This is a genomic window from Erysipelatoclostridium sp. An15 (genome assembly GCF_002160675.1).
Lineage (GTDB): Bacteria > Bacillota_I > Bacilli_A > Erysipelotrichales > Coprobacillaceae > Thomasclavelia > Thomasclavelia merdavium.
This window is the reverse complement of sequence record NZ_NFLA01000011.1, coordinates 23,018-47,223: the sequence shown is the minus strand read 5'-3', so window position 1 is coordinate 47,223 and position 24,206 is coordinate 23,018. Positions and strand designations below refer to the sequence as shown.

The window sequence follows — 24,206 nt, the reverse complement described above, 5'->3', positions numbered from 1 at the left end:
TCCTAAATATCTTTATTTAAAATATTTTTATAAGTTAATCCATACAACAAGCAAGAACCTGCTATATAAACAATCATTATCAATGTACCATTTAAACTATTATTAAAAAAATCAATCGCATAGTTGCCTAAATCATAATCAGGCATTGCATTAATAAATAAGTTTGTAAATAAATTAAGCATATTCAACTGTGACAATGGTGCTTCTAAATTAGACACCAATCCAAAGAACTGATGACTAATTAAAGCAAGATGATAATTAATATCAAAATAATATAAGTGCCAGCTATTATAAATATCTTGCATATACAACCGCATGATTGGAATAATTCCAAAAACAATCATCGCTAGAAACACCAATAATATTACTGCAGGTGCTTTCTTTTTAAAACAGCTAGATAAAAAACTGCCAATACTCCCTATAATAAATATTAAAACAATCCCATAGCCAATAAACATGATACTATCTTTTAAGATTACTTCTAAAATATCCTTTTCTACCTGACTAAACAAAGTAAAACTAAAAATAAAGGTAGCATAAATTATTAATAAATAACCAATTGCTCCCAAAAATAACCCCAATATTTTACCTAGAACTAACTGTAATCTAGAAATTGGTTTTGATAACAACAGTCTAATCGTTCCTTCATGAATTTCACTTGCAAACAAACCAGTTGCATAATTAGCTACAATAACCCAGATAACTAACCCTGATAAAAAGACAAAACCAAAAACAATATACATAATTTCAATATTTAGGGCTAAATTAGAATAAGAAGTATTTTGATTAAATAAATTTAGATAAACTCTTGATAAAACAAAACCTAATGCACCTGATATTAAAACACTAACTAGTACTGGTACTGGTTTAAACATCTTAATAAAAGTCTTCTTTAACAATACTTTCATTCTTTTCCCTCCATAAATCGCTGATACAACTTATCCAAAGAAATATGATCATCTTGTAACAATTTAAGATCATAATCATTTTCATAAACAAATTTAACAATTTTCTTTTTACAAACCACCTTATCTTCAACCATTAATCTTATAACATTATCTTCTAGCGCAAAATGAAAATCATTATCTTTTAAATAAGCAATCAAAGCCTCATTATTACTACAACTAACTAATACATGTTTTAAATTAAATTGATTCAAAACAATATCTAAAGGCTGATTAATTATCACACTGCCTTTATTAATCATAATTACATGATCAATAATTGTTTCCAACTCTGTTAATACGTGTGAGCTAATCAATATTGTCATTTCTTTTTGTTTTACTAATTTTTTTAAAGTCAAAATAATTTCATAACGGCTAGTTGGATCAAGATTGGCGGTTGGCTCATCTAATAATAAAATCTCCGGATTAGCCAATAAAGCTTGAATAAGACCTACTTTCTTTTTCATCCCAGTTGAAAATTTAGTTACCTTTTTTAACATATGTTCTTGTAGATCAAATTCTCTTATCCATTTTAAAGAACTTGTCAAAGATTCATCATAACTTAAATTAGCCAGTTGGCCCATATACACTAAATACTCTAAACAGCTCATATCACTATAAAAACTAGGAAACTCAGGAACATAGCCAATAATCGCTTTAGCTTCAACCGAGCCAAAATAATGTCCTTTAATACTACCATGACCACTGCTTGGCAACACTAAGCCCATGATCGTTGAAAGGGTTGTTGATTTTCCAGCTCCATTTGGTCCAATTATGCCATATATCTTGCCTTTTTCTAATGCTAGATTGATATCATTTAAAGCTTTGAACTTCCCAAATTTTTTATTTATATGATTAGCTTCAATTATCTTTTCCATTTTTTATCCCTGCCTTTTTAATTAGATAATACTTAGGACCCATCACTAAGCCAGCACTGCCAAGTAGAATAACAACCATTAATATCATGATCATATATCGTGACATTCCACTTTTTTCAACAACTATTGTAGTTTGTAAATGCGTTACTTTGCCATGACCATCATCATAAGAAAACAATAATTGATGATCACCTGGTAACATTTTGAAACTAATCGTATTTTCAGTAGTCATCGTTACTAATTCACCTTGATCATATACGGACATAATACCATTTTTATTACTTTCATATTTAACTGTCAAATCACCATTAGAAACTTCATTATTATTTAAACCCGTCATTTTAAAATCACATTGAAAATCAAAACTATATAAGCTTACATCATCTGTTTCTAATAACAACCGACCATTTGTTAATGCTTTAGCACTCTTAATTTTCTTTTTCACACCAGCAACTACTTGTTCATCCTGGTAATCATATATTTGTTGTATATTTTCATCAAAGTAGATTATTAAATTTTGTCCCTTTACCGCAACTAAATCATTATCAGTATAATCTTCTTTACTTAATCGAATTCTTTTTAGCTCTTTAAGACTATTACCATCGATTATAACTAAAAACGTGCCATAATCATCATGTTCATAACTATCGAGATAAGTTAAATAACCATATTCATTAAACCCGTCATCATTTAAATCATTAATAGCAACAATTTTTGAATCATCATTTATCTTAAACTCTACAATATTATCTAATGGCACTGGTGTATCACTACTATACAAATTACTTTCAAAGCTGGTATAACTAAACAAAACACTACCATCTTGACCACTGATTACATCAAAAAGATAATCACCATGATTAAAGATAATATCTTTTTTACCATCATGATTAAAATCATTTTCACTAAGACTAAAAGTTTCCCCATAGTCCAAAACACCTTGTTCCATCAAAGCAAATTTCATTTTTAAATCTTTACAATTTATCACTTGATAATTTTGGCACTTATTATCATTGTAACCATTGATAACAATCTCATTGATTCCATCACCATCAATGTCTCCTAGTACTTTACCAAAAGCATTATTTAGTAGTTTTTTATCATATGTTTTAAAAATATTAGTTTTTTCATAACTGATATTATAGCCATCTTTTTTAGAATAATAGAGTCGCATTTCTGTTTCCCCTAAATTTATCAAATCAGTTATGCCATCATTATTAATATCACCTGTTTCTAAAGCCATGGTCATCCCTTCAAATGATGGCTGATAATAACTTTTAAAAGTTTTAGTTACACCATCGATAAGATAATCATCTACTAATATTTCCTGGCTGCCATCATTATTTAAATCACTAAAATAATCGATTTTAGCACCCTTTAAATAATTTTCATAATATTTACCATCAAGATACCCTTTATCTAATAAAACCTTGCTATCGCTTATTTTGCCACTATTTAAATCAATATCAATAATATGACTAGCTATAACTTGATTAACATTATTAATTTCATTGACTAAAGCTAAAATATGATTTTGCTTAGCAACATAATTAATAGCTTCAAAACCATTATTTAAATAATCACTACTAACTGAAAAGCTCATTAATAAACTTTCATCCAAAGCTATCTTTCTAATTTCTGTAATTTTTCCATCTTTTTTATACGTAACTAATGTACCATCATCAAGATCTACAATTTTATTAGCAATCTTACTTTCTAGTACATTACCAGTGACTTTTAACTGTTGATCAAGAAGCCAGGAAAAACTATCATTTACTTGCAATAAATAACCAGTACTAACTTTCTTTAGCTGGATATTATTATTTTCTTGTCCTGTTTCACCTACCAGAATTTCATTTTGAGCCAAAAGAGAACCATTAAAATCATATATTAGCACTTTTAATTTTCCATCATTTAAAGACGCGGGAATTATAATGACATCTTGATTCTGGTATTTACAAGTTACTAGATTACTTGATTGTAAATTATAATTTTCTAAAGCAAATTTTGCTTTAACACTCATATCATTTAAATCCACTAGATAAATACCTGGCTTTTCACGATCACTTCCATTTTGGTTAAGAGCCATATTTCCAAAATAACTGCTTACTAATAGTAAATCCTGCGAAATCATTTGCATCTGATAGCCCATAAAGTCATAATCATTAAGACCAGTTGGTGCTAATTTTGAATACATAGAATTATCTTGAAGATTTTTACTTAGAACGCTTTCGATATTTTCATTTAATACTACTGTTTTAATAATTTTACCGGTTTGTTTATCTATTTGACATAAACTGCTATCTTCGAGAGTGACATAAATGTTTCCATTTATTTCAATTAGATCCCAAACATTTAAGTTCACCTCTTGCTTACCTATATACTCGATATTTATTGAATATGGATTTACCAAGGAATTACGATAAAGTAAATCACCATGTTTATCTAAACAAATAATCTGTCCTAATTGATTACCAGCAATTATCCGATCTTTTAAGACTACCATTTTCCATAAGTTATCTTTATCTTCATAATCAAAAATAATTTCTTGTTTAACCGGATCAAAAGCAACTAAATGATAATCATAAATATAATAAATAATTCCATCACTATAATTAATTGAACGAATTTTACTATTCTTGATTAATTTATTACCTTTTTCATCAAACATCTCATAAGTATGTTTTGATGAATAAACAACTTTAGAAGATTTAGCACTAATAATTTTTATATCATCATAATTATCTTCACTGTCTAAATATACAAATACATCCCTGATACCATCTTGATCAATATCATCAATAACCATAAAATCTTTAACAGGAAATTCTGTATCAATCTTAAAATCACTATTAACCAATAATAAACTATCATCACTAGATACCATAAGTCCCTGTAAATCATCAGACAAGACTATTTCCTGTCCCAAACATTTTGCATTAATAACTTTCCCTTCATTATAACTAACTAAACTGCTATTTGAAGTAATAGCTTTAATATCTTTAAAATTTACATTACACAAAATTAAAGTTACTAAGCATATCTTAACAATCCTTTTCACATTCTTTTCCCTCCTAATATAACTGTATTATTTCAATTGATACAGTTATATTATAACATTCAGTTAACTGTATCACAATAAACGATACAGTTTATATTTCTTAATAATTCTAAAGAAATCGACACTAAAATACATATTTCCCAGGAAATAACAATTAAAATTATGATTTTGCTATTAAAAAGAGAATAATAATGTTAAAATAAAAGTAATAGATGATTCATATTTAATAGATTTGGGATAAAAATAGATAAAGGAGGAATGGACCCATGGATCAATTAAAAAAAGAAATCGAAGCCGCTAAAAACGGAGAAAGTAAATTAATCTTAATCATCGGTAAACCTGGTAGTGGAAAATCTAAAGTTATTCATGAATACAGTGATGAAACAGGTGTACCAATTTTAAATCTAGATCAGATTTTTGGTACTAGCTGTGATGATATTGAAACTGTAATGAATGATTTTTTAAAGAATTATGACAAAGATGTCTTACTAATTGATAATAAACGTGTACTTTACGCTAAAGATTCTAAGATTGATATGCTTTCTTTTTTGAAAAAACTAACTGAAAAAATAATAGTAGTAGCTACTTGGAATGGAATGATCGAAGATAATAAGTTAATTCATATCCGTTCAAAATTACCAGCAAATTTGGAATACCCATTAGATAATGAAAATATAAAATTTATTCAAAAATAATAGTCGTAGAAATTCTACGACTATTTTTTCATTTCTTTAATTACTTTTTGACGAGTAAATTCTTCACGTTCTTTTTCTTCTAAGGCCTCAGTAATTACTTTTACTGTTGATTCAAAACGAGGAATTGAAATATTTTTTAACGCATTAGCTCTTTTTTGAGTTTTTCTAATTGTATTAGCTAAACGATAAACACTATTTTCAACCTCCGCTAATAATACTGTTAATTGTTTTACTTTGTAAAAACAATTATAAGCATAGTCAACTTTAGAATTAGAACGTTCAATATCATATGTCATTTTCAATGGTTGTTTATTATAAGAAATTTTAGGAATTTCAACTCCCATAACACTACGATAAGCAATTGAAATACCATAATCTTCAGGAATACTATTTACAATATCACTAATTAACCCCATTGAAATATTAGCTTCTTGTAAAGCATCGTAAGCTTCTTGATATGAAGAAGTTATTTGTTCACGGATTACTTTAACATCATCTAATAATGACATCATTTCTTTGATCAAAACATTTCTTTTTTGATCCATTAAGCTATATCCTAGGTTAGCTAATTGCAATGATTTTTTCATCGCAATTAGATTACCTTTAGTAGGAACTACTTTAAGAGCCATGATTATTCACCTTCTCTTTGTAATTCTTTAATAATTTTCTTTTCTTTGATATTAAAACGTTGCATTGCTTTTTCATGATTATAATATTGGTCTAATAAAGCATTATCCAAACGATCTAATGCTTCTCTTGGTAATACTGAAACTAAGTCCCAACCAAGATCCAAAGTTTCTTCAATGCTACGATTAGTATTAAATCCTTGATTAATAAAATGTTCTTCAAATAAATTACCAAAAGTAATATATTTCTTATCTAAATCTGATAACTCATCTTCACCAATAACTGATGTTAAAGAACGAACATCCTGGACATGGGCATAACATGCAAATAACTGGTTAGCAATATCTTGATGATCTGCTCTTGTATACCCTTCACCAATACCATCTTTCATCAAACGGCTAAGTGATGGTAAAACACCAACTGGTGGATAAATACCTGCTGAGTTTAAATCTACATCTAATGTAATTTGTCCTTCAGTAATATAACCAGTTAAATCCGGAACCGGATGAGTAATATCGTTATTAGGCATAGTTAAAATTGGAATTTGAGTTACTGAACCCTTAGCACCTTGAATGATACCAGCTCTTTCATATAATGAAGCTAAGTCTGAATATAGATATCCTGGGTATCCTTTACGAGCTGGAATTTCACCTTTACTTGATGAGAATTCACGTACGGCTTCACAATATGAAGTAACGTCAGTATAAATTACTAATACGTGCATATCTTGTTTAAATGCTAAATATTCAGCAGCTGTTAATGCACAACGTGGTGTTAAAGTACGTTCAATGATTGGATCGTTAGATAAGTTTAAAAACATTACAACTCGATCCATAACGCCTGCTTCTTTAAAACTACGTTTGAAATATTCAGCAACGTCATTAGTTACCCCCATAGCTGCAAATACAACTGCAAATCCTTCACCAGATTCATCAGCGATTTTAGCTTGTTTAACGATTTGAACCGCTAAACGGTCATGAGGTAATCCAGATACTGAGAAGATTGGTAATTTTTGTCCACGAATTAATGTTGCTAGACAGTCAATAGATGAAATTCCAGTATTAATATAGTTTCGTGGATAAACACGAGCAACTGGATTTAATGGCAACCCATTAATATCCATTTGTTCTTCAGCATAAATTTCTCCTAAACCGTCAATTGGACGACCAGCACCACTAAAAATTCTTCCTAAGATTTCTTTAGAAACTGGCAATTCCATTGGTTTACCAAGTAATCTGGTTTTAGTGTTTTCAAGTGATAAGCCATTAGTTCCTTCAAAAACCTGAACTACAACTCTTTCACCTTCGATTTGAACAACACGTCCTAAACGTGTTGTTCCATCATTTATTTGTATTTCTACCATTTCATCGTATGAAGCACCTTTAACGTGGTCTAAAACGACTAATGGTCCATTGATTTCATTTAAACCTACATATTGTAGTGACATAATCATTTTCCTCCTACGCTACAGAATTTATTGCTTCATCAATATCATGATAATAAGTGTCTAATTTAGCAATGTTATCATTAGGAACATCATATTTCATCTTGATTACTTGATCAAAAATACCAGTATCAACAATACGACGAACTACTTTCCCTTGATTTACAGCTTCTTTACAACGTTTATTTAGATATAAGATGACTTCCATCATTTTTAATTGTTTTTCCATTGGTACATAAGTATCATCTTTATGGAAAGCATTTTGTTGTAAATAACCAACTCTTACTACTTTAGCAATTTCAATAATTAATTTTTGATCTTCTGGTAATACATCAGGTCCCATTAATTGTACGATTTCATTTAATTTAGCTTCTTCAGCTAAAATATATGAAATTTCTTGACGATCACTAACAAATTTAGGACTAACGTTTTTGTTGTACCATTTTTCAAGATCATAAACATAATCACTATAGCTTTGAGTCCAGTTAATAGCGAAATAGTGACGAGCATAAGCTAATGCTTTATCTAAAGCCCAGAAACAACGTACAAATCGTTTTGTATTTTGAGTAACTGGTTCTGAAAAGTCAGCACCTTGTGGTGATACGGCACCAATAATTGATACTGAACCATCTTGTCCATTTAAAGTTTCCATATATCCAGCTCGTTCATAGAATTGAGATAAACGAGATGGTAAGTATGCTGGGAACCCTTCTTCAGCTGGCATTTCTTCAAGACGACCAGAAATTTCACGAAGTGCTTCAGCCCATCTAGAAGTAGAATCTGCCATAATGGCAACATGATATCCCATATCACGATAATATTCTGCTAAAGTAATTCCAGTATAGATACTAGCTTCACGAGCAGCAACTGGCATGTTTGAAGTGTTGGCAATTAATACAGTTCTATCAGTTAATGGTTTACCACTTTTAGGGTCAATCAATTCACTGAATTCTTCAAGAACTTGAGTCATTTCGTTACCACGTTCTCCACAACCTACATAAACGATAATATCAGCATCACACCATTTTGCAATTTGGTGTTGAGTCATTGTTTTACCTGTACCGAAACCACCAGGAATCGCTGCAGTTCCACCTTTAGCAATTGGGAACAATGTATCAATAACACGTTGTCCAGTTACTAATGGGATACTAATTGGTAAACGTTTAGCAGTTGGACGAGCTTGTTTAATTGGCCATTTTTGACATAATGTACATTCGATGATTTTTCCTTGATCATCTTCAATTTTCATCACTACGTCATTAACTGTATATTGCCCATCATTAGCTACTTCAACTACTTTTCCGCTAATTAAAGGACTGACCATACATTTATGAACAATTAAATCAGTTTCTGGTAAAGTAGCATAAATATCGCCACCTTTAACATAGTCACCAACTTTAACTGTCATTGTTACATCCCATTTTTTATTGACATCTAAAGAATCAACGTTACTTCCTGCTTGAATAAAAGCACCTGTTTGTTCTTCAAGAGCTTTTAAAGGACGTTCGATTCCATCGAAAATATTTCTTAAGATACCTGGGCCAAGCGTTGCACAGATAGGTGATCCCGTTGAGACAACTGGTTCACCAGGTTTAAGACCAGTAGTTGTTTCATATACCTGGATGGTAGTAAATTCTTTAGAGATTGAAATTACTTCACCCATTAATGAATCATTACCGACATACACCATTTCTAACATTGAAAAAGATACAGTATCTTTTACTTTGACAACGGGTCCATTAATTGAATAAATTACATTATTGCTCATATTTAACCCCCTGTTTTATTTAATCATTAATCCTGATGTTTTATAGAACCAGTCTTTTTGATTCTCTAAAGCAAAGTCTAATGATTCATCAATTACGACATTATTTGCTTTATTTTCAATAATAAAACCACCTATTTTAATTTGATCACTTGTTTTAACATCTAAATCAATACCATAAGCACTAATTAAATCAGCTTGATACTTTACATCTTCTTGACGTAAATATAATGTTGAATTTTCCATTTGATATGTAGTACCAATAGATTTCATGTGATCAACTAAATATCCGTGATATTCATCACTGTTTACAAAAGCAACTAGTTTTTCTTTTGCTTGATTAAAAATATCAGCTACATATTCATCTCTTTTAGTAACTAATAATTTAGTTTTTTCTTCTTGAGATAAAGAAGCTTCAACACTAGCATTAGAAGAAATTTCAGCTAATTCTTTATCTAATAAAACATCAGCATCTTTTTTAGCTTCAGCTTTAATCTGGTTATAGATTTCTTCTTCTAATTCCTTAGCTTCATTTAAAATCTTTTCTTCTTCCTTGCTAGCTAACCTTTCAATTTCTTCTTTCATATAAAGAAATACTTGTTCTTTCTTTTCCATAGCATTCCCCTTCTATAACTTAACCCCGATTGCTTCAGATACATATTTGTCAATCGTTTCTCCAATCATTGAATCACCATGACGATCTGGTATCTCTACTAGCAATGGTTTTTGTTGTTTTAACTTGATTTCTGAAATAATATCAGGCGCTAATTCAATTAATTTAGTAGTAATTAAGATAATTCCAATCGAATCATCTTTTAATTTTGTTTCCAATAACTCCAAAAATTCACGACGTTTATGGACTACTTCGCCTTCAATTCCTACTAATCTAAGTCCAACTTGAGTATCGACATTATCACTTATACAATAAAATCGCATAATGATCACATTCTTTCAATTAAAGATTGTTAATAATTAAGATTGAAATTAATAACCCGTAAATAGCAACCCCTTCACCTAAGGCTACGAAGATTAATGATTTACCAAAGTTCTTTTCATTTTCAGAGAATGCACCTATAGCAGCTGGAGCAGCAGCAGCAACGGCAATACCTGCACCTAATGCTGATAATCCAGTAGCAAGAGCAGCAGCTAAGAAACCTAACCCTTGAGCAATTGTACCTGTAATAGATTCAGTTCCGGCAGCTTGTACTCCGTTAGTAACAGCAGCTAAATATAAAGCTAAACATACAGCTCCGGCAAATCCTGCTACGTGAGTAGCTAATCTAATTTTTGCTGATTTAACACTTACTTTTCCTTTAAATACTGAAATTAATGGTAATGATAATAAAATAACTACTAATGCTGGTAAAATAAATTCTAAAACTGTCATAATGACTTCCTCCTCAACTTTTAATCCTCTTTAATAGTTCTAAATGGAATTCCGTTTCCTTCATAATATCTACTAAACATTTCGTAGAACTCTAAACGTAAAACTTGAATTCCGACAATTAGTCCTTCTAGACACATTACGAACACGTTACCAATAACGATAACAATGTACTCACCAACTCCTCCAACCATTCCAGCTAGAGTATATACAACCAACATCATTCCGGCATGTGATAATACGAACCCACCTACCCTTAAAAATGACATGGTGTTAGTGATAAATGATAAAACAACTTCGAATAATTCAAAGAACCCTTCTACAAAGAAAGCTCCAAATCCATTAGGAAACATTTCTTCATTTTCTTCAAATTTTCGAATCAATGGTTCCTTTAAGAAAATTAATAGTAAAGGAACTACAATTAAAATTAGAACATAGAATATATTAACAAATCCTAATCCTAAAAACATATTAATAACTAAGCCTAAAATAGAAATATAGAAAACAAGTCCACAAATTCCATTTTGGCTTAAAATAGCTTCGCCTAAATTCTTTTTCTTAAAATTCAAAAATACATTAAATGCCATTGAAATAATAATTAATATAATTCCTAAACAGATGGCTGCAATTAATAAAGTCATTGTATTATCTGGAGACATGGCATTAAACATTGGTATCAATATTTCTTCACTACCAAATACCGAACCAAATACAATACCAAAGATCATACTAGAAATACCTAAACGCATTCCTACTGCCCCTAATTGTAAGCCAAATTTTTTATAAGCAATAAATCCAACGATTGATAAGATTGCACCTTGTCCAACATCACCAAACATAATTCCAAATAACAATGTATATGATAAGGCAACTAACATAGTTGGATCAGCATCATTGTACTTAGGAACTCCATACATCTCGACAAACATTCTAAACGGTTTTGAAAACCAGTTATTTTTTAATAATGTTGGCGGTTGTAAACGCGCATCGCTATTGGCTGGTTTGATATCAACGAAAACATTTTCAATTTCTTCAAAATCTTTTTTAAATTTCTTAGAATTCTTACTTGGTACAAATCCATTAACAGATAAATGATCACCAATAACTACAACATATTTTTGCATTACAGCAACATCATTTAGATGTTTAGAAACAGTATAGATTCGATTCAATTCATCTTGATTATCTTCAAAGAGTTTAGCTATTCTTTTTTGTAATTTATTACTTTGTTCCTTAGCTACGCGAGCTTCTTCTTCAATTTCACCAATAGCTAGTTCTGGTGAACCATGAACAAAGTTAGGAATATAAATTCTTTCAAAATATAAAGATGAAAAGATATTGTCTACTTCTGGAGCATCCCCTGGTGTTGTAATATACATACACCATACATAATGTCCATCATTTTCAAAATCTTTAAAAACAAATGGTAAAGATTCATAATAATCTAATTTCGCGACATTATTTACTGGAATCTTCCCAAATCTAATTTTTAAATACGCACAATTAAATAAATCATCGAAATCAACATCTATTCCAGCTACATGTTTCAATTGAATTACGGCCTCTTGATTTTCAACGATCATTTTTTCTAATTGTTCTCTAACCGCATCAATTCTTTCAACATCTAATAACAAATCATCTAAATATTCTTTAACTCTTAAAACGTTGATCTGATTATTTTTTACTGGTATCTCTTTTAATTCAAATTGATATTTTTTCGATGCATCATTTAATCGTACTAAGATCTCCTCATATAAATTATCTTGATTATAAACACTTAATCCTGTAACGCTATCAATAAACTTTGTGGCCAACTCTGGATTAAAATCATCATGGTCAAAAAGCTTTAGCAATACCTCATTATAGTGCTCCTTTTCAAAATTTATACTGAGTAGATCTAATTTAGCAATCGCCATTATACCCCTCCTCTACACTTTTATTGATCTACGGACAATCTTTTTGATGATTAGCAGTATAATGATTGCTACAACCCATATCGCAACGCCAAACATTAAAGTATGAACAATATGAATTGGCATATCTATAAGCGGTGTATAAAGTTCGATTTGATAAAAGCATGTTCCATAAACCAAACCACCTAGTAATACCGCTACACCAACACGTTTTAAGATTTCACTAAAATTATTAGTGCCCTTAATTGATACTATAAACCCAATTACGATTAATAACAAGCCAACACCGATATCTCCTAGACAAATTGCGCCAATTAATAGTGATAAAATGGCTACAATTGTTGTTGGATCAAAACGATCTCCTGTCTGGATCGATAAAATATTACTAAACGGTTTAGTTAACCAGTTATTTTTTGTTAATACTGGTGCAATAATATTTCTATTTTCATAAATATTTGCAGGTAGTTCAATTACTTTTACACTTTCAACATCATCAAATCGATTTTTTATTTCTTCAATACTTAAACTTGTAAAGAGATAAATGGCAGCTTTTTGTGAAAAATCAACTACATAACAGCATTTGTCATATAATTTTTTCAAATTATATACTCTAGTAAAATCTTCTAAAAGCTGTTCTTGATATTCGTTTTTAACATTTTCTAATTTAACTTCCATTTTGGCTGCATATTTTTCCATTGCCGCAGCTTCTTCAGTTAACATTTCAATTGCTTCATCCATTTTACCATGAGCAAATTCTGGTAATTCTACTGATTCAAAAGCCATTGATGAAAAAGCATTGTCAATTTCAGAAATATTTTTTGTTAATCCTACATATGCAATCCAAACATATTGTTTAGTACGACTTAATTCTTTAAAAACGAATTCATAATCACGATAATACTTAATTTTATCGTATTCACTTACCGGTAAACGACCAAAACGACAAGTGATGTATTTTGTATTTTTAACATCATCGACACTTATATCTGATTCTCTAAGATTTTTTAATAATGTAATTGCCTGATCATTTTCATCTTTTTCTTTTAAGATATCTTCTTTAATTGTAACAATTTCATCAATCTTAGTATTTACTTCTTCAATTAAGTTTTTAACTGATGCTACATTTATTTCTTGATATTCATTATCTTGAACATTTCCGTTTAAACCTAAACGATTCAAGACATGATAAAGGTTATCAAGGACTTCATTATATGGATTAGTTTGATCCATAACTGATACACCTTTAACATTATTGACTATTTTTTTCGAATCTTGAGGAAACATTTCTTCCTGATATTCAGTCATCTTAATAAGCATTTTTATTAAATCTCTATTTTCAAAAGAAATATTGTAAAAATGCGTTTTTATAATTGCCATAATAACATGTCCTCCTATGCATAAATCAACGTATCTTCAATACTCGATGCGTCACGGCCATATCTAATACCTTCGATAATATGTTTTAAATTATCTATTTCAATTCTTTGTAGAATTGAATATGTCAAATATACTAATGGCCCGCTGCTTGAAAAACGCATATTTCTTTTTGCCACATTATATTTAACCTCTTCAACATAATATTCTATATATGGATAATCATGATCACCCAAATATACTTTAAATCGTGAATTAGCTAACAGTTTCATTAATTCATCTGCATCAGCCGCTTCAATCAATTTATCATACATCCGAATCGGAATTCGTGAAAATTCTAAAAACAATGAATTTTTAATTACCTCATTAGATTCATTAAAATACTTTTTATAGCGATAGATCTTAGTAATATTGGCAAGTTCAATTGTTACAAAAATCAAATCAAGCAAATCTTTTCTTTCACTACCACTAAAATATTTATTTATCAATTCGACATAAACATGATAATACAACGACTTTAACTTTCTTTCTAAGCCATTAATATCTATTGGATCTCTAAAATCAAAATTAGCTAAAATCCGATAATAACGGGTATTTTTTAAATAAGTAATCAATCCTTTATAACTATCAACATTTACTAGCCCATAAACATTAAAACTCAATTTACTAGCTAAGTAATCTGGTATTTCCAAAGAAAAACTAGCAGTATCTTTTTCTTTGATACTAATAACTTTATCAACGATCAATCCAATTTCAATCGCTATAATTTCCTGGCGATAAAAATCAAGATTTTTTCGTGGTGCATACTTCATCAATCTAGTACAGCGAGAAAAATATTCTTCATTTAAAGCTGCCTCTAACTGATGACGATGAACGTTTCGCACATTAATGTTTTTTAAAGCATCACTATAATTAGTTTGTGTCTTTAAATAAGTGACCATATCACCAAGTGTTTGCTTACGACACAACTCACTATATGATTCCTCTTTAAGACGATTACCATACATTGCTTTTGCTTTAGCACATAAAGCATTTGATGACAAAGCCATAAATATCACCTACTTACCTAAACATCTTGTGACAATGTCACTTACCCAGCGCTCTTTATTTTGATTGTAAAGATTTTCTAATTTTAATAATGTCTCTTGATAATTTTGTTCTAACTGTTTAGCATCAGCTTGATTTTTATCTTGCAGCTGTGCTTTATGTTCTTCAATTTTCTCATTTTGTTTAGAAACAAAACTATCGTAGATTTCTTTTCTTTTTTCATTCATGTTCGCCTGAGCGTTTAATTTTTTAGCTTTAGCAGCTTCAACACGTTCAACACATTGGCGATCAACTTCTACTAATCTTTGAATTACATCGTCCATAAATACAATCCCCCTTTGCTTGTGTTTAGTATACTCCTAAATTTTCAAAATGCAATGGTAATAATACAATTTTAATTAGGAAATAAAACTGCTATTGTGACCCCTTATAATTAGCTAATATCACAAAAAATTTACCTAAAAAATCAACTATTTAATCCAAAATAAAAATCTATTTAAAACCATCAAAAATAAATTTATTACAATTATTCAACAAATTTAATTTTCCTACCAATTTAAATCCACTATTAAGATTCATTTTCCTAAATTACTAATTTCGTAAATTTTTCTTAACAAAAACTATTAAAACCAATTAAATTCATCATATAATTTTATCTTTTTTATTAATAATTATTCGATATTATTAACTAACTACTCTTTTTAAAACAAATAATTAACAATAATTTATATAAATTAATAATAGTTGATTTTTTATTTTATCAAATAACTAGTTTATCAATTATTTTGTTTGAGTGTCCTTTAAACTTGTGCTAAAGTATTAGATAAGTGAGGTTATAAATATGGTTAAAGAAAGAATAGAAGAATTAAGAAAATTAATGAAAGAACATGGAATCGATCTTTATATCATTCCTACAAGTGACTATCACCAAAGTGAATATGTAGGTGAATATTTTGGCGCTCGTAAGTATATGTCTGGCTTTACTGGTTCGGCTGGAACTTTAATTGTTGGTTTAGATGAAGCAAGATTATGGGTTGATGGACGTTATCATATTCAAGCTGAAAAACAAACTGCCAATACTGGAATCACATTGATGAAAATGGGATTAGCCGGGGTTGATACAATTAATGAATACTTAGAAAAAAATGCTGATAAAACTGTTGGTTTTGACGGTCGAGTAATGTCATATCAAGAAGTTTTAAATATGAAAAATAAAGTTATCAGCAATGTTGATCTTGTAAATGAAATCTGGCATGATCGTCCTAGCATTAGCCATGAACCAGCATTTATTTACGATGAAAAATATTGTGGTGAATCTCGCGGTTCAAAATTACAACGTTTACGAAAAGCAATGAAAGATTGTAATCATCACATTATTACTAGTTTAGATGATATCGTTTGGCTATTTAATATTCGTGGTAATGATGTTCCTTGCAATCCAGTTGTTTTATCGTATGCATTAATTAATCAAGAAGATGCTTATTTATATGTTCAAGATGGCGTTATTGATGCTAAAATTGAAGCAATATTAAAACGTGATAGCATCTATATTAAAAACTATAACGATATTTATGATGATGTTGAAAAATTAACAGGTAAAGTTTTATTAGATAAACAAATTGTCAATTATGAAATTTGCCGTCGTTTAAACTGTGAAATTGTTAATGGACCAAATCCAACTCAATTATTTAAAGCAATTAAAAATAAAACCGAAATCGAAGCTACTAAATACGCCCATATTAAAGATGGTGTTGCTGTAACTAAATTTATGTACTGGCTAAAAACAAACGTTGGAAAAATCCCAATGGATGAAGTCAGCATTTCTGATAAACTTGAAGAATTCAGAAAAGCTCAAAAAGATTTCTATGACTTAAGCTTTGATACTATTTGTGCTTATAAAGAAAATGCAGCATTAATGCATTATAAAGCAGAACCTGGTAAATGTGCGACCGTTACTAATGAAGGGTTATTATTAATTGACTCTGGAGGACAATATTTTGATGGAACAACTGATATTACTAGAACATTTGTATTAGGAAATATTAGTGATATTGAACGTCGTGATTATACAGTTGCCTTAAAAGCTTTATTAAGATTACAAGATGCTCGTTTTATCGCTGGAACAACTGGACCAAATTTAGATTTATTTGCTCGTGAAATGGTTTATAAATATAATCTAGATTATCGCTGTGGTACTGGTCATGGGGTAGGTCATTTCTTAAATGTTCACGAAGGACCTAATGGTTTCAGACCAAAAGATCGTCCTGGATCTAATGCAATGTGTGCTTTTGAACCAGGTATGATTACTACTGATGAACCAGGTATCTATATTGAAAATAGTCATGGTGTTCGTCATGAAAATGAATTATTATGTGTTGAAACAGCTAATAATGAATATGGTCAATTCTTAAGATTTGAACCTATTACAATGGTGCCTTTTGATTTAGATGGTTTAGATTTAAACTTATTATCTAATCATGAAATTGAACAAATCAATGAATATCATCAATTAGTATTTGATACTATTGCTCCATATTTAACTAGTGAAGAAAAAAGCTGGTTACAAGCTAATTTATTAATTAAATAGCTAAAATAAGCTCTAAATCAAACGATTTAGAGCTTTTATTAACTAATGCAAACAACAATTAAACTAACCACATTAGTAAGAATTGGAAAATACCAATGACTATACTTACCAATCTTCTTTTTACCAATCCAATCTGGTTTCTTTAATGAAATTATCATATAAAGACAATGACAAACAAAACCAGCCAAAGTTGTAAATAATACAAAAGACCATTTATTTACATAAGTAACATTTCCTAAACCCGAAATATGTCCAACAATTTCTTGAGGAATCATTGAATTAAAAATGATATAAACTAAAATTGGTATAAAACATAAAAATCCATATTTTATCTTTGCCATTTTAAATTTCTATCTCCCCATATTCATCAATTATATATTCGATTACTTTGCCTTGTTTTAAAGATTCTTGAATATTGATCAATCGTTGATTAGAAGAGCCACGATACAATAGTGCCAAACTTCTTTTTTCTTCTACATAAAGACCATCAACTAACATATCACCAAGCTTTAATAACGATAGTTTATTTTGATCACTTATAATTTGTTCATAAGTATAACCACTATAAATAACAATATTTAAGTGATGTTTTTTTACTTCCTGGCAAATATATTTTAATGGTTCAATTTGTAACATTGGTTCGCCACCTGATAACGTAATTCCATCTAATAATGGATTATTAAAAATCTCTGCTAAAATTTTATCACAGTCTTCTACATAGCCACCATCAAGAGGATGGCTTTGAGGATTATGACAGCCAGGACAATGATGCAAACAACCTTGAGTAAAAATCGTATATCGTAATCCTGGACCGTCAACAATTGAATCATTGACGGTACCAAATAATCTAATTTCCATTATTCTTCATTACTTTCTACATCATGTTTTACTCGATCGCTTTCTTCAGCTTTTTTAGCATCGTTAAAACGATCTAATGAACCAACTAAATAACCGGTAATTCGCCGAATTCGTTCAAAACCATGATGTTCTTTTTCACTACGCCCACAAAGTGGACATACATCATCAATAATTCCATTATAACCACAAACCGGATCACGATCGACTGGATGATTAATTGCCCCATAACCAATTCCGTTATCATGCATTGCTCGAACAATTTTTTCAAATGCGGCAATATTTTTAGTTGGATCTCCATCCATTTCAATATAACTAATATGACCACCATTAGTTAATTCATGATATGGTCCTTCTAATTCAATCTTTTTATAGGCACTGATTGGATAATAAACAGGAATATGGAAACTATTTGTGTAATAGTCACGATCAGTAACTCCTTCAATTTCCCCAAAGAGTTTTTTATCCATTTTTACAAATCTTCCTGATAATCCTTCTGCTGGTGTAGCAATTAAACTAAAATTAAGATGATATTTTTCACTAGCTTTATCCATTGCATTACGCATATGACCAACAATTTGTAATCCTAATACTTGAGCTTTTTCACTTTCACCATGATGATGACCAATTAAAGCTTTTAATGTTTCAGCTAATCCGATAAATCCAACCGTCAAAGTACCATGTTTTAATACTTCTCTTACTTCATCTTCTGGTTTTAATTTATCGCTATCAAGCCATACTTTTTGTCCCATTAAAAACGGATAATTCATTACTTTACGACGACATTGAATTTCAAAACGTTCTAATAATTGGTCGATACATAAATCAAGCATTTGATCTAATTTATCAAAAAATTCATTTACATCACCACGACTACGAATCGCTAAACGTGGTAAATTAATTGATGTAAAACTTAAATTTCCACGCCCAAAACTAATTTCTTTATCAGGATCATAAATATTTCCCATCACACGAGTTCGACAACCCATATAAGCAATTTCAGTTTCTGGTGTACCTTTATAATATTGTTTATTAAATGGCGCATCAATAAATGAAAAGTTAGGGAATAAGCGTTTTGCTGAAGTTCGACAAGCCAATTTAAACAAATCGTAATTAGGTTCTCCTTTATTATAATTAATACCTTCTTTAACTCTAAAGATTTGAATTGGGAAAATTGGTGTTTCGCCATGTCCTAATCCAGCTTCTGTTGCTAATAAAATATTTTTCATGACCATTCTACCTTCACTAGAAGTATCCATACCATAATTGATTGAACTAAATGGCACTTGGGCTCCAGCTCTTGAATGCATTGTATTTAAATTATGAATAAAGGCTTCCATGGCCTGATATGTTTCTCGATCAGTTTCTTTATACGCATTTTTAGTTGCAAAGTCGATGATTTTATCAACATTTTCTTCAATATTATTATTTGCTAAAACCTCTTTTAACTGTTTATCAAAATCTTCATTTTTATCTAAAGCAGGTTTTATAGTCATTTCTTTTTTTATCTTCTTTACTACTTCATCACCGTCAATATCACATAATAATGAAATGGCTTTAGCTAAGTTTTGATAAAAATGTTTATAATATGATTTGCTAACCCCTGGTGCCATTCCATAATCAAAATTTGGAATAGCTTGTCCACCATGTTGATCATTTTGATTAGATTGAATAGCAATACATGCTAGTGCTGCATATGTACTAATACTATTTGGCTCTCTTAAAACACCATGACCAGTTGAAAAACCACCTTTAAATAACTTAATCAAATCAATTTGACAGCATGTTGTTGTCAAGGTTAAAAAATCCATATCATGAATATGAATATCACCATTAATATGAGCACGAGCATGTTTCGGATTTAAAACAAACATTTCATTAAATTGTTTAGCTGCTTCAGCACCATATTTTAACATTGTTCCCATTGGCGCATCGGCATTGACATTAGCATTTTCACGTTTCAAATCACTATCTTTACTATCGGCAAAAGTAATTTCTTCAAAAGTTTTCATTAATCGTGACCGCATATCACGTTCTCTTGTTCGATTAGCACGATATAAAATATATGCTTTGGCAACTCGAACATAACCTTTTTCAATCAATACTTCTTCAACAGTATCTTGAACTAGTTCAACAGTTGGTAGCTCGCTTTTTTTCTTTTCTAGTTTAACTTCAACTATTTTAGCGATATCCATAGCATTTTTTAAATCATATTTACCACCGGTTGCTTGAAAAGCTTTATATATAGCTCCTGCAATTTTATCTAATTCAAATGCGACTAAACGCCCATCTCGTTTTCGAATATTTTCAATCATTACAATTCCCTCCATGTACTTACTAGTATATCGCATTTAACTAATTAAATCATGTTATATACTTCATCGCTACCTATATTTTATCACTGCAAGTCATAACTACCAATCACAAATTTATCTATAAAAACCTAATATTCGGTTTTAAAAAAAGATGCCGAAATTATTCGACATCTGATAAATCTTCACCATTAGTTTCAATAACTTTTTTATACCAATAGAATGATTTCTTTTTGCTTCTAGAAAAATCACCTTCATGAGCATTATTATAATTTACATAAATAAATCCATAACGTTTATCATATTCACCAGTAGAAGCAGATACGATATCAAATGGTGACCACATTGTATATCCTAATAAATCTACACCATCATAATCAACAGCATCACGCATTGCTTCAATATGAGATTTGAAGTAATCAATACGATATTGGTCATTAATCGAACCATCTTCTTCTACTTTATCATAAGCACCAAAACCATTTTCAACGATCATCATTGGTAATTCAAAACGATCATAGAACCAGTTTAGACACCAGCGAAGTCCTAGAGGGTCAATTTGCCATCCCCAGTCAGAAGCTTTTAAGTATGTATTTCTTACAAAGTCTTCTCCTGAATAATCAAATGTTTTTTCATTACGTCCTTGATATTTTGTTGCAAAAGACATGTAATAAGAGAATCCAATATAATCAACTTTACCTTCTGTTAAGACTTTTTCATCTTCTTTAGTAATAAAGTCATATCCTTTTCTTGCAAATAATTTTAACATATGTTGTGGATAATGTCCGCGAGCATGAACTTCAACATACCAGTATTTTTGATGCATAGCACCTAAAGCATTCATAACATCTTCTGGATTAGAAGTAGCTGGATAAACGGCATTCATACCAATCATACAACCAACTTTTAAATCAGGATTGATTTCATGTGCTGCTTTTACAGCTAAAGCTGATGCAACTAATTCATGATGAGCTGATAAATACATTAAATATTCAGGATCGTCACCTTCTTTTAATAAAACAGCCCCTTCTTGAATCAAGTTATGTTGTGTGTAATCAGCCTGGTTATTAATTTCATTGAATGTCATCCAATATTTAACTTTGTGTTGATATCTTGCAAAACATACTTTTGCGAATTTAACAAACATGTCAATTGCTTCACGATTTCTAAATCCACCATATTCTTTAGCAAGCGCCCAAGGCATTTCAAAGTGTGATAAAGTAACTACTGGCTCAATTCCATATTTATGACATTCATCAAATAAATCATCATAGAATTTTAAACCAGCTTCATTTGGTTCTTTTTCATCACCACGTGGGAAAATACGTGTCCATGCAATAGAAGTTCTAAATGCTTTAAATCCCATTTCAGCCATTAAAGCAATATCTTCTTTATATCGATGATAGAAATCAACACCGACATGGTTAGGATAATCTTCACCTTCGATAACACCATCTGTTAAACGACGAGGTGCTCCAGTAACATTATCTCCTGCTGTTTCAACATCACTACAGCTAATTCCTTTGCCACCTTCTTGCCAGGCACCTTCACATTGATGGGCAGCAACTGCTCCACCCCATAAAAAATCTTCTCTAAATCCCATATACTTTTCCTCTTTTCTATAAAATATCATTACTTATATTATATACTAAAGAAAGAGAGATTTTAATGAATTTTTGGTTAATTATAAAAGATATTTTTTGACATTGGCATGATAATTTTTATATATAGCAACAATATATCCACTATCTAATTTTTCTACCAAACCATATCTAAATAATTCTTCTTGATCTAAATGATACTTTTCAACTAACTGATGCATAACATCACGAGATTGTTGTTTACTTATACGACTTTTCCACCAGCGTTTTGGTTTTACTTTGGTTAATCGTAAATAATCTTCTATCAATAAATCTTCATATTCATAATTTAAATATTGGTTTAAATAACTAAATAATTCATCATTTTGAAACTTAAACAGCTTAAAATCATGTTCTAGATAATACTTACCAAATTCCATAAAAAAGTAAAATGGTGAACTGACATTATCCATGACCTTATTCATTGTTATAGGCATTTTGCCACTATTCCAGAATTTTTCCAGCATTTCTTCAGCCAAATGAATTTTTTTAATATCCTCTTTAGATAAATCATTACTTTCAATTAACTCGTATGGTGGTTTAGAATCATAAACATAGCCATACTTATTAGCTTCATTTCGTAAACTAGTTCCTCTTAATAGTTTTAAAAAGCCAAGTTGTAATTCTTTAGGTCTAAAAGCAAAGACATCATCAAAAGATTTTGCAAAACGACTAAGATTTTCTAGTGGTAAACCAGCAATTAAATCTAAATGAAAATCAATTTTATGATTAGACTGTAATTGTCTAATTACTTCACTTAATCGATTAAAATCTTGATAACGACGCACAATTTCATTTGTCGGATCATAAGTTGACTGAATCCCTATTTCAAATCGCAACAAACCATCAGGGGCATAATCATTAATATAATCAATAATTTTTTGATCTAAAACATCACCATTAATTTCAAACTGGAATTGCATGCCAGGCTTGGCATTTTTAAAAACAAATTCTAAAATAGCTAATGCATGGGAAGTTTTAGCATTAAAACTTCGATCTAATAGCTTTATCGTTTTAACACCACTATTAATAATTAACTGTAATTGCTCTTTTAAATAATCTAAACTAAAAAAACGTAATCCTTTTTCTAAAGACGATAAACAATATTGGCATTGATATGGACAGCCACGGCTAGTTTCAAAATACAAAATTCGATTAGCCATATCTGGTAAATCCCTTGATAATAAATATGGTGATTCTAACGATTCTACATAAGCTAAGTCAACTGGCTTAGTCTGGCGATAATCACGTTTATTTTTACTACTGATTCCTTGAATATCAACCTCTTGATTATTTTCAAGACAATCTAATAACTGTTTAAAAGCAACTTCACCTTCACCACTAATTAAATAATCAATTTCAAAATTATCTAAAAAATAATCAATCTCATAACTTACTTCTGGACCACCAACAACAATAATTAAATCAGGTTTAATACTTTTTAATTTAATAATTAACTCACGTACTAAATCAACATTCCAGATATAAACACTTATCGCTAAAATATCAATTTCTTGCTTAATTATATCTTGTACAATATTATCAAGATTATCTTTGATAGTATATTCTTTAAAATCAGTATTGTGATAAGCGATAGTCGCTACATATAATAATCTAACTGATAATGATTTATGTATATATTTTGAATTTAATGTTGTAATTAATGTTTTCATATCCACC

The 24,206-nt window shown here is 29.9% G+C and carries 20 protein-coding genes; 2 read left to right on the top strand and 18 right to left on the bottom strand.

Annotated elements, in window-relative coordinates; genetic code table 11:
• Positions 1 to 2 precede the first annotated feature (2 nt).
• From B5E92_RS05545 to B5E92_RS05535, 3 genes are read right to left on the bottom strand one after another with little or no spacing between them, the layout of a single operon-like run.
• On the bottom strand, positions 3 to 908 hold the full coding sequence (locus tag B5E92_RS05545; RefSeq protein WP_087300019.1) for an ABC transporter permease: 906 nt from the start codon (positions 906 to 908) through the stop codon (positions 3 to 5).
• Positions 905 to 1,822 (bottom strand): ABC transporter ATP-binding protein, encoded by a 918-nt coding sequence (locus B5E92_RS05540; RefSeq protein ID WP_087300017.1) that lies wholly within the window; start codon positions 1,820 to 1,822, stop codon positions 905 to 907. Before B5E92_RS05540 ends, B5E92_RS05545 begins: the two co-directional genes overlap by 4 nt.
• Positions 1,806 to 4,883, bottom strand: a complete 3,078-nt coding sequence (locus B5E92_RS05535) for a VCBS repeat-containing protein (RefSeq protein ID WP_087300015.1) — start codon at positions 4,881 to 4,883, stop codon at positions 1,806 to 1,808. Before B5E92_RS05535 ends, B5E92_RS05540 begins: the two co-directional genes overlap by 17 nt.
• 266 nt (positions 4,884 to 5,149) lie before the next feature.
• Between B5E92_RS05535 and brxF the strand changes: the two genes are divergently transcribed.
• The gene (brxF, locus tag B5E92_RS05530; RefSeq protein ID WP_087300013.1) at positions 5,150 to 5,578 is read left to right on the top strand and encodes a BREX-3 system P-loop-containing protein BrxF; all 429 of its coding nucleotides are present in this window, start codon (positions 5,150 to 5,152) and stop codon (positions 5,576 to 5,578) included.
• A 20-nt stretch (positions 5,579 to 5,598) separates the two neighbouring features.
• On the opposite strand, the gene B5E92_RS05525 is transcribed toward brxF, so the two are convergent.
• The 10 genes from B5E92_RS05525 to B5E92_RS05480 are packed head-to-tail and all read right to left on the bottom strand — an operon-like array spanning position 5,599 to position 15,455.
• Complete coding sequence (locus tag B5E92_RS05525) at positions 5,599 to 6,207, bottom strand: V-type ATP synthase subunit D (RefSeq protein ID WP_087300011.1); 609 nt, start codon at positions 6,205 to 6,207, stop codon at positions 5,599 to 5,601.
• Between the two features lie 2 nt (positions 6,208 to 6,209).
• Entirely contained in the window at positions 6,210 to 7,652 is a 1,443-nt protein-coding gene (locus tag B5E92_RS05520) for a V-type ATP synthase subunit B (protein ID WP_087300009.1), read from the bottom strand.
• Between the two features lie 13 nt (positions 7,653 to 7,665).
• On the bottom strand, positions 7,666 to 9,417 hold the full coding sequence (locus B5E92_RS05515) for a V-type ATP synthase subunit A (protein ID WP_087300007.1): 1,752 nt from the start codon (positions 9,415 to 9,417) through the stop codon (positions 7,666 to 7,668).
• A 15-nt stretch (positions 9,418 to 9,432) separates the two neighbouring features.
• Positions 9,433 to 10,029 carry a V-type ATP synthase subunit E gene (locus B5E92_RS05510; RefSeq protein WP_087300005.1) on the bottom strand — a complete coding sequence of 199 codons (597 nt, stop codon included), beginning with the start codon at positions 10,027 to 10,029 and terminating at the stop codon, positions 9,433 to 9,435.
• Between the two features lie 12 nt (positions 10,030 to 10,041).
• Positions 10,042 to 10,350, bottom strand: coding sequence for a V-type ATP synthase subunit F (locus tag B5E92_RS05505; protein WP_087300003.1), 309 nt, complete (start codon positions 10,348 to 10,350; stop codon positions 10,042 to 10,044).
• Positions 10,351 to 10,369: 19 nt separating this feature from the next.
• Positions 10,370 to 10,801, bottom strand: a complete 432-nt coding sequence (locus B5E92_RS05500; RefSeq protein ID WP_087300001.1) for an ATP synthase subunit C — start codon at positions 10,799 to 10,801, stop codon at positions 10,370 to 10,372.
• Positions 10,802 to 10,821: 20 nt separating this feature from the next.
• A complete protein-coding gene (locus B5E92_RS05495; protein ID WP_087299999.1) occupies positions 10,822 to 12,714 on the bottom strand; it encodes a V-type ATP synthase subunit I in 1,893 nt (630 codons plus the stop codon).
• Positions 12,715 to 12,726: 12 nt separating this feature from the next.
• Positions 12,727 to 14,088 (bottom strand): hypothetical protein, encoded by a 1,362-nt coding sequence (locus B5E92_RS05490; protein ID WP_087299997.1) that lies wholly within the window; start codon positions 14,086 to 14,088, stop codon positions 12,727 to 12,729.
• Positions 14,089 to 14,102: 14 nt separating this feature from the next.
• On the bottom strand, positions 14,103 to 15,134 hold the full coding sequence (locus B5E92_RS05485) for a V-type ATPase subunit (RefSeq protein WP_087299995.1): 1,032 nt from the start codon (positions 15,132 to 15,134) through the stop codon (positions 14,103 to 14,105).
• A gap of 9 nt (positions 15,135 to 15,143) precedes the next feature.
• Positions 15,144 to 15,455, bottom strand: coding sequence for a hypothetical protein (locus tag B5E92_RS05480; RefSeq protein ID WP_087299993.1), 312 nt, complete (start codon positions 15,453 to 15,455; stop codon positions 15,144 to 15,146).
• Between the two features lie 518 nt (positions 15,456 to 15,973).
• On the opposite strand from B5E92_RS05480, the gene B5E92_RS05475 reads away from it, so the two are divergent.
• A complete protein-coding gene (locus B5E92_RS05475; protein ID WP_087299991.1) occupies positions 15,974 to 17,719 on the top strand; it encodes an aminopeptidase P family protein in 1,746 nt (581 codons plus the stop codon).
• A gap of 38 nt (positions 17,720 to 17,757) precedes the next feature.
• On the opposite strand, the gene B5E92_RS05470 is transcribed toward B5E92_RS05475, so the two are convergent.
• The 5 genes from B5E92_RS05470 to B5E92_RS05450 form a co-directional block, all read right to left on the bottom strand.
• Entirely contained in the window at positions 17,758 to 18,060 is a 303-nt protein-coding gene (locus B5E92_RS05470) for a hypothetical protein (protein ID WP_087299990.1), read from the bottom strand.
• A gap of 1 nt (position 18,061) precedes the next feature.
• A complete protein-coding gene (gene nrdG, locus B5E92_RS05465; protein ID WP_087299988.1) occupies positions 18,062 to 18,577 on the bottom strand; it encodes an anaerobic ribonucleoside-triphosphate reductase activating protein in 516 nt (171 codons plus the stop codon).
• A complete protein-coding gene (locus tag B5E92_RS05460; RefSeq protein WP_087299986.1) occupies positions 18,577 to 20,889 on the bottom strand; it encodes an anaerobic ribonucleoside triphosphate reductase in 2,313 nt (770 codons plus the stop codon). The genes nrdG and B5E92_RS05460 overlap by 1 nt, the downstream gene beginning before the upstream one ends.
• A gap of 160 nt (positions 20,890 to 21,049) precedes the next feature.
• Complete coding sequence (locus B5E92_RS05455) at positions 21,050 to 22,489, bottom strand: 6-phospho-beta-glucosidase (protein WP_087299984.1); 1,440 nt, start codon at positions 22,487 to 22,489, stop codon at positions 21,050 to 21,052.
• Positions 22,490 to 22,570: 81 nt separating this feature from the next.
• A complete protein-coding gene (locus B5E92_RS05450; protein WP_087299982.1) occupies positions 22,571 to 24,199 on the bottom strand; it encodes a B12-binding domain-containing radical SAM protein in 1,629 nt (542 codons plus the stop codon).
• Positions 24,200 to 24,206 lie beyond the last annotated feature (7 nt).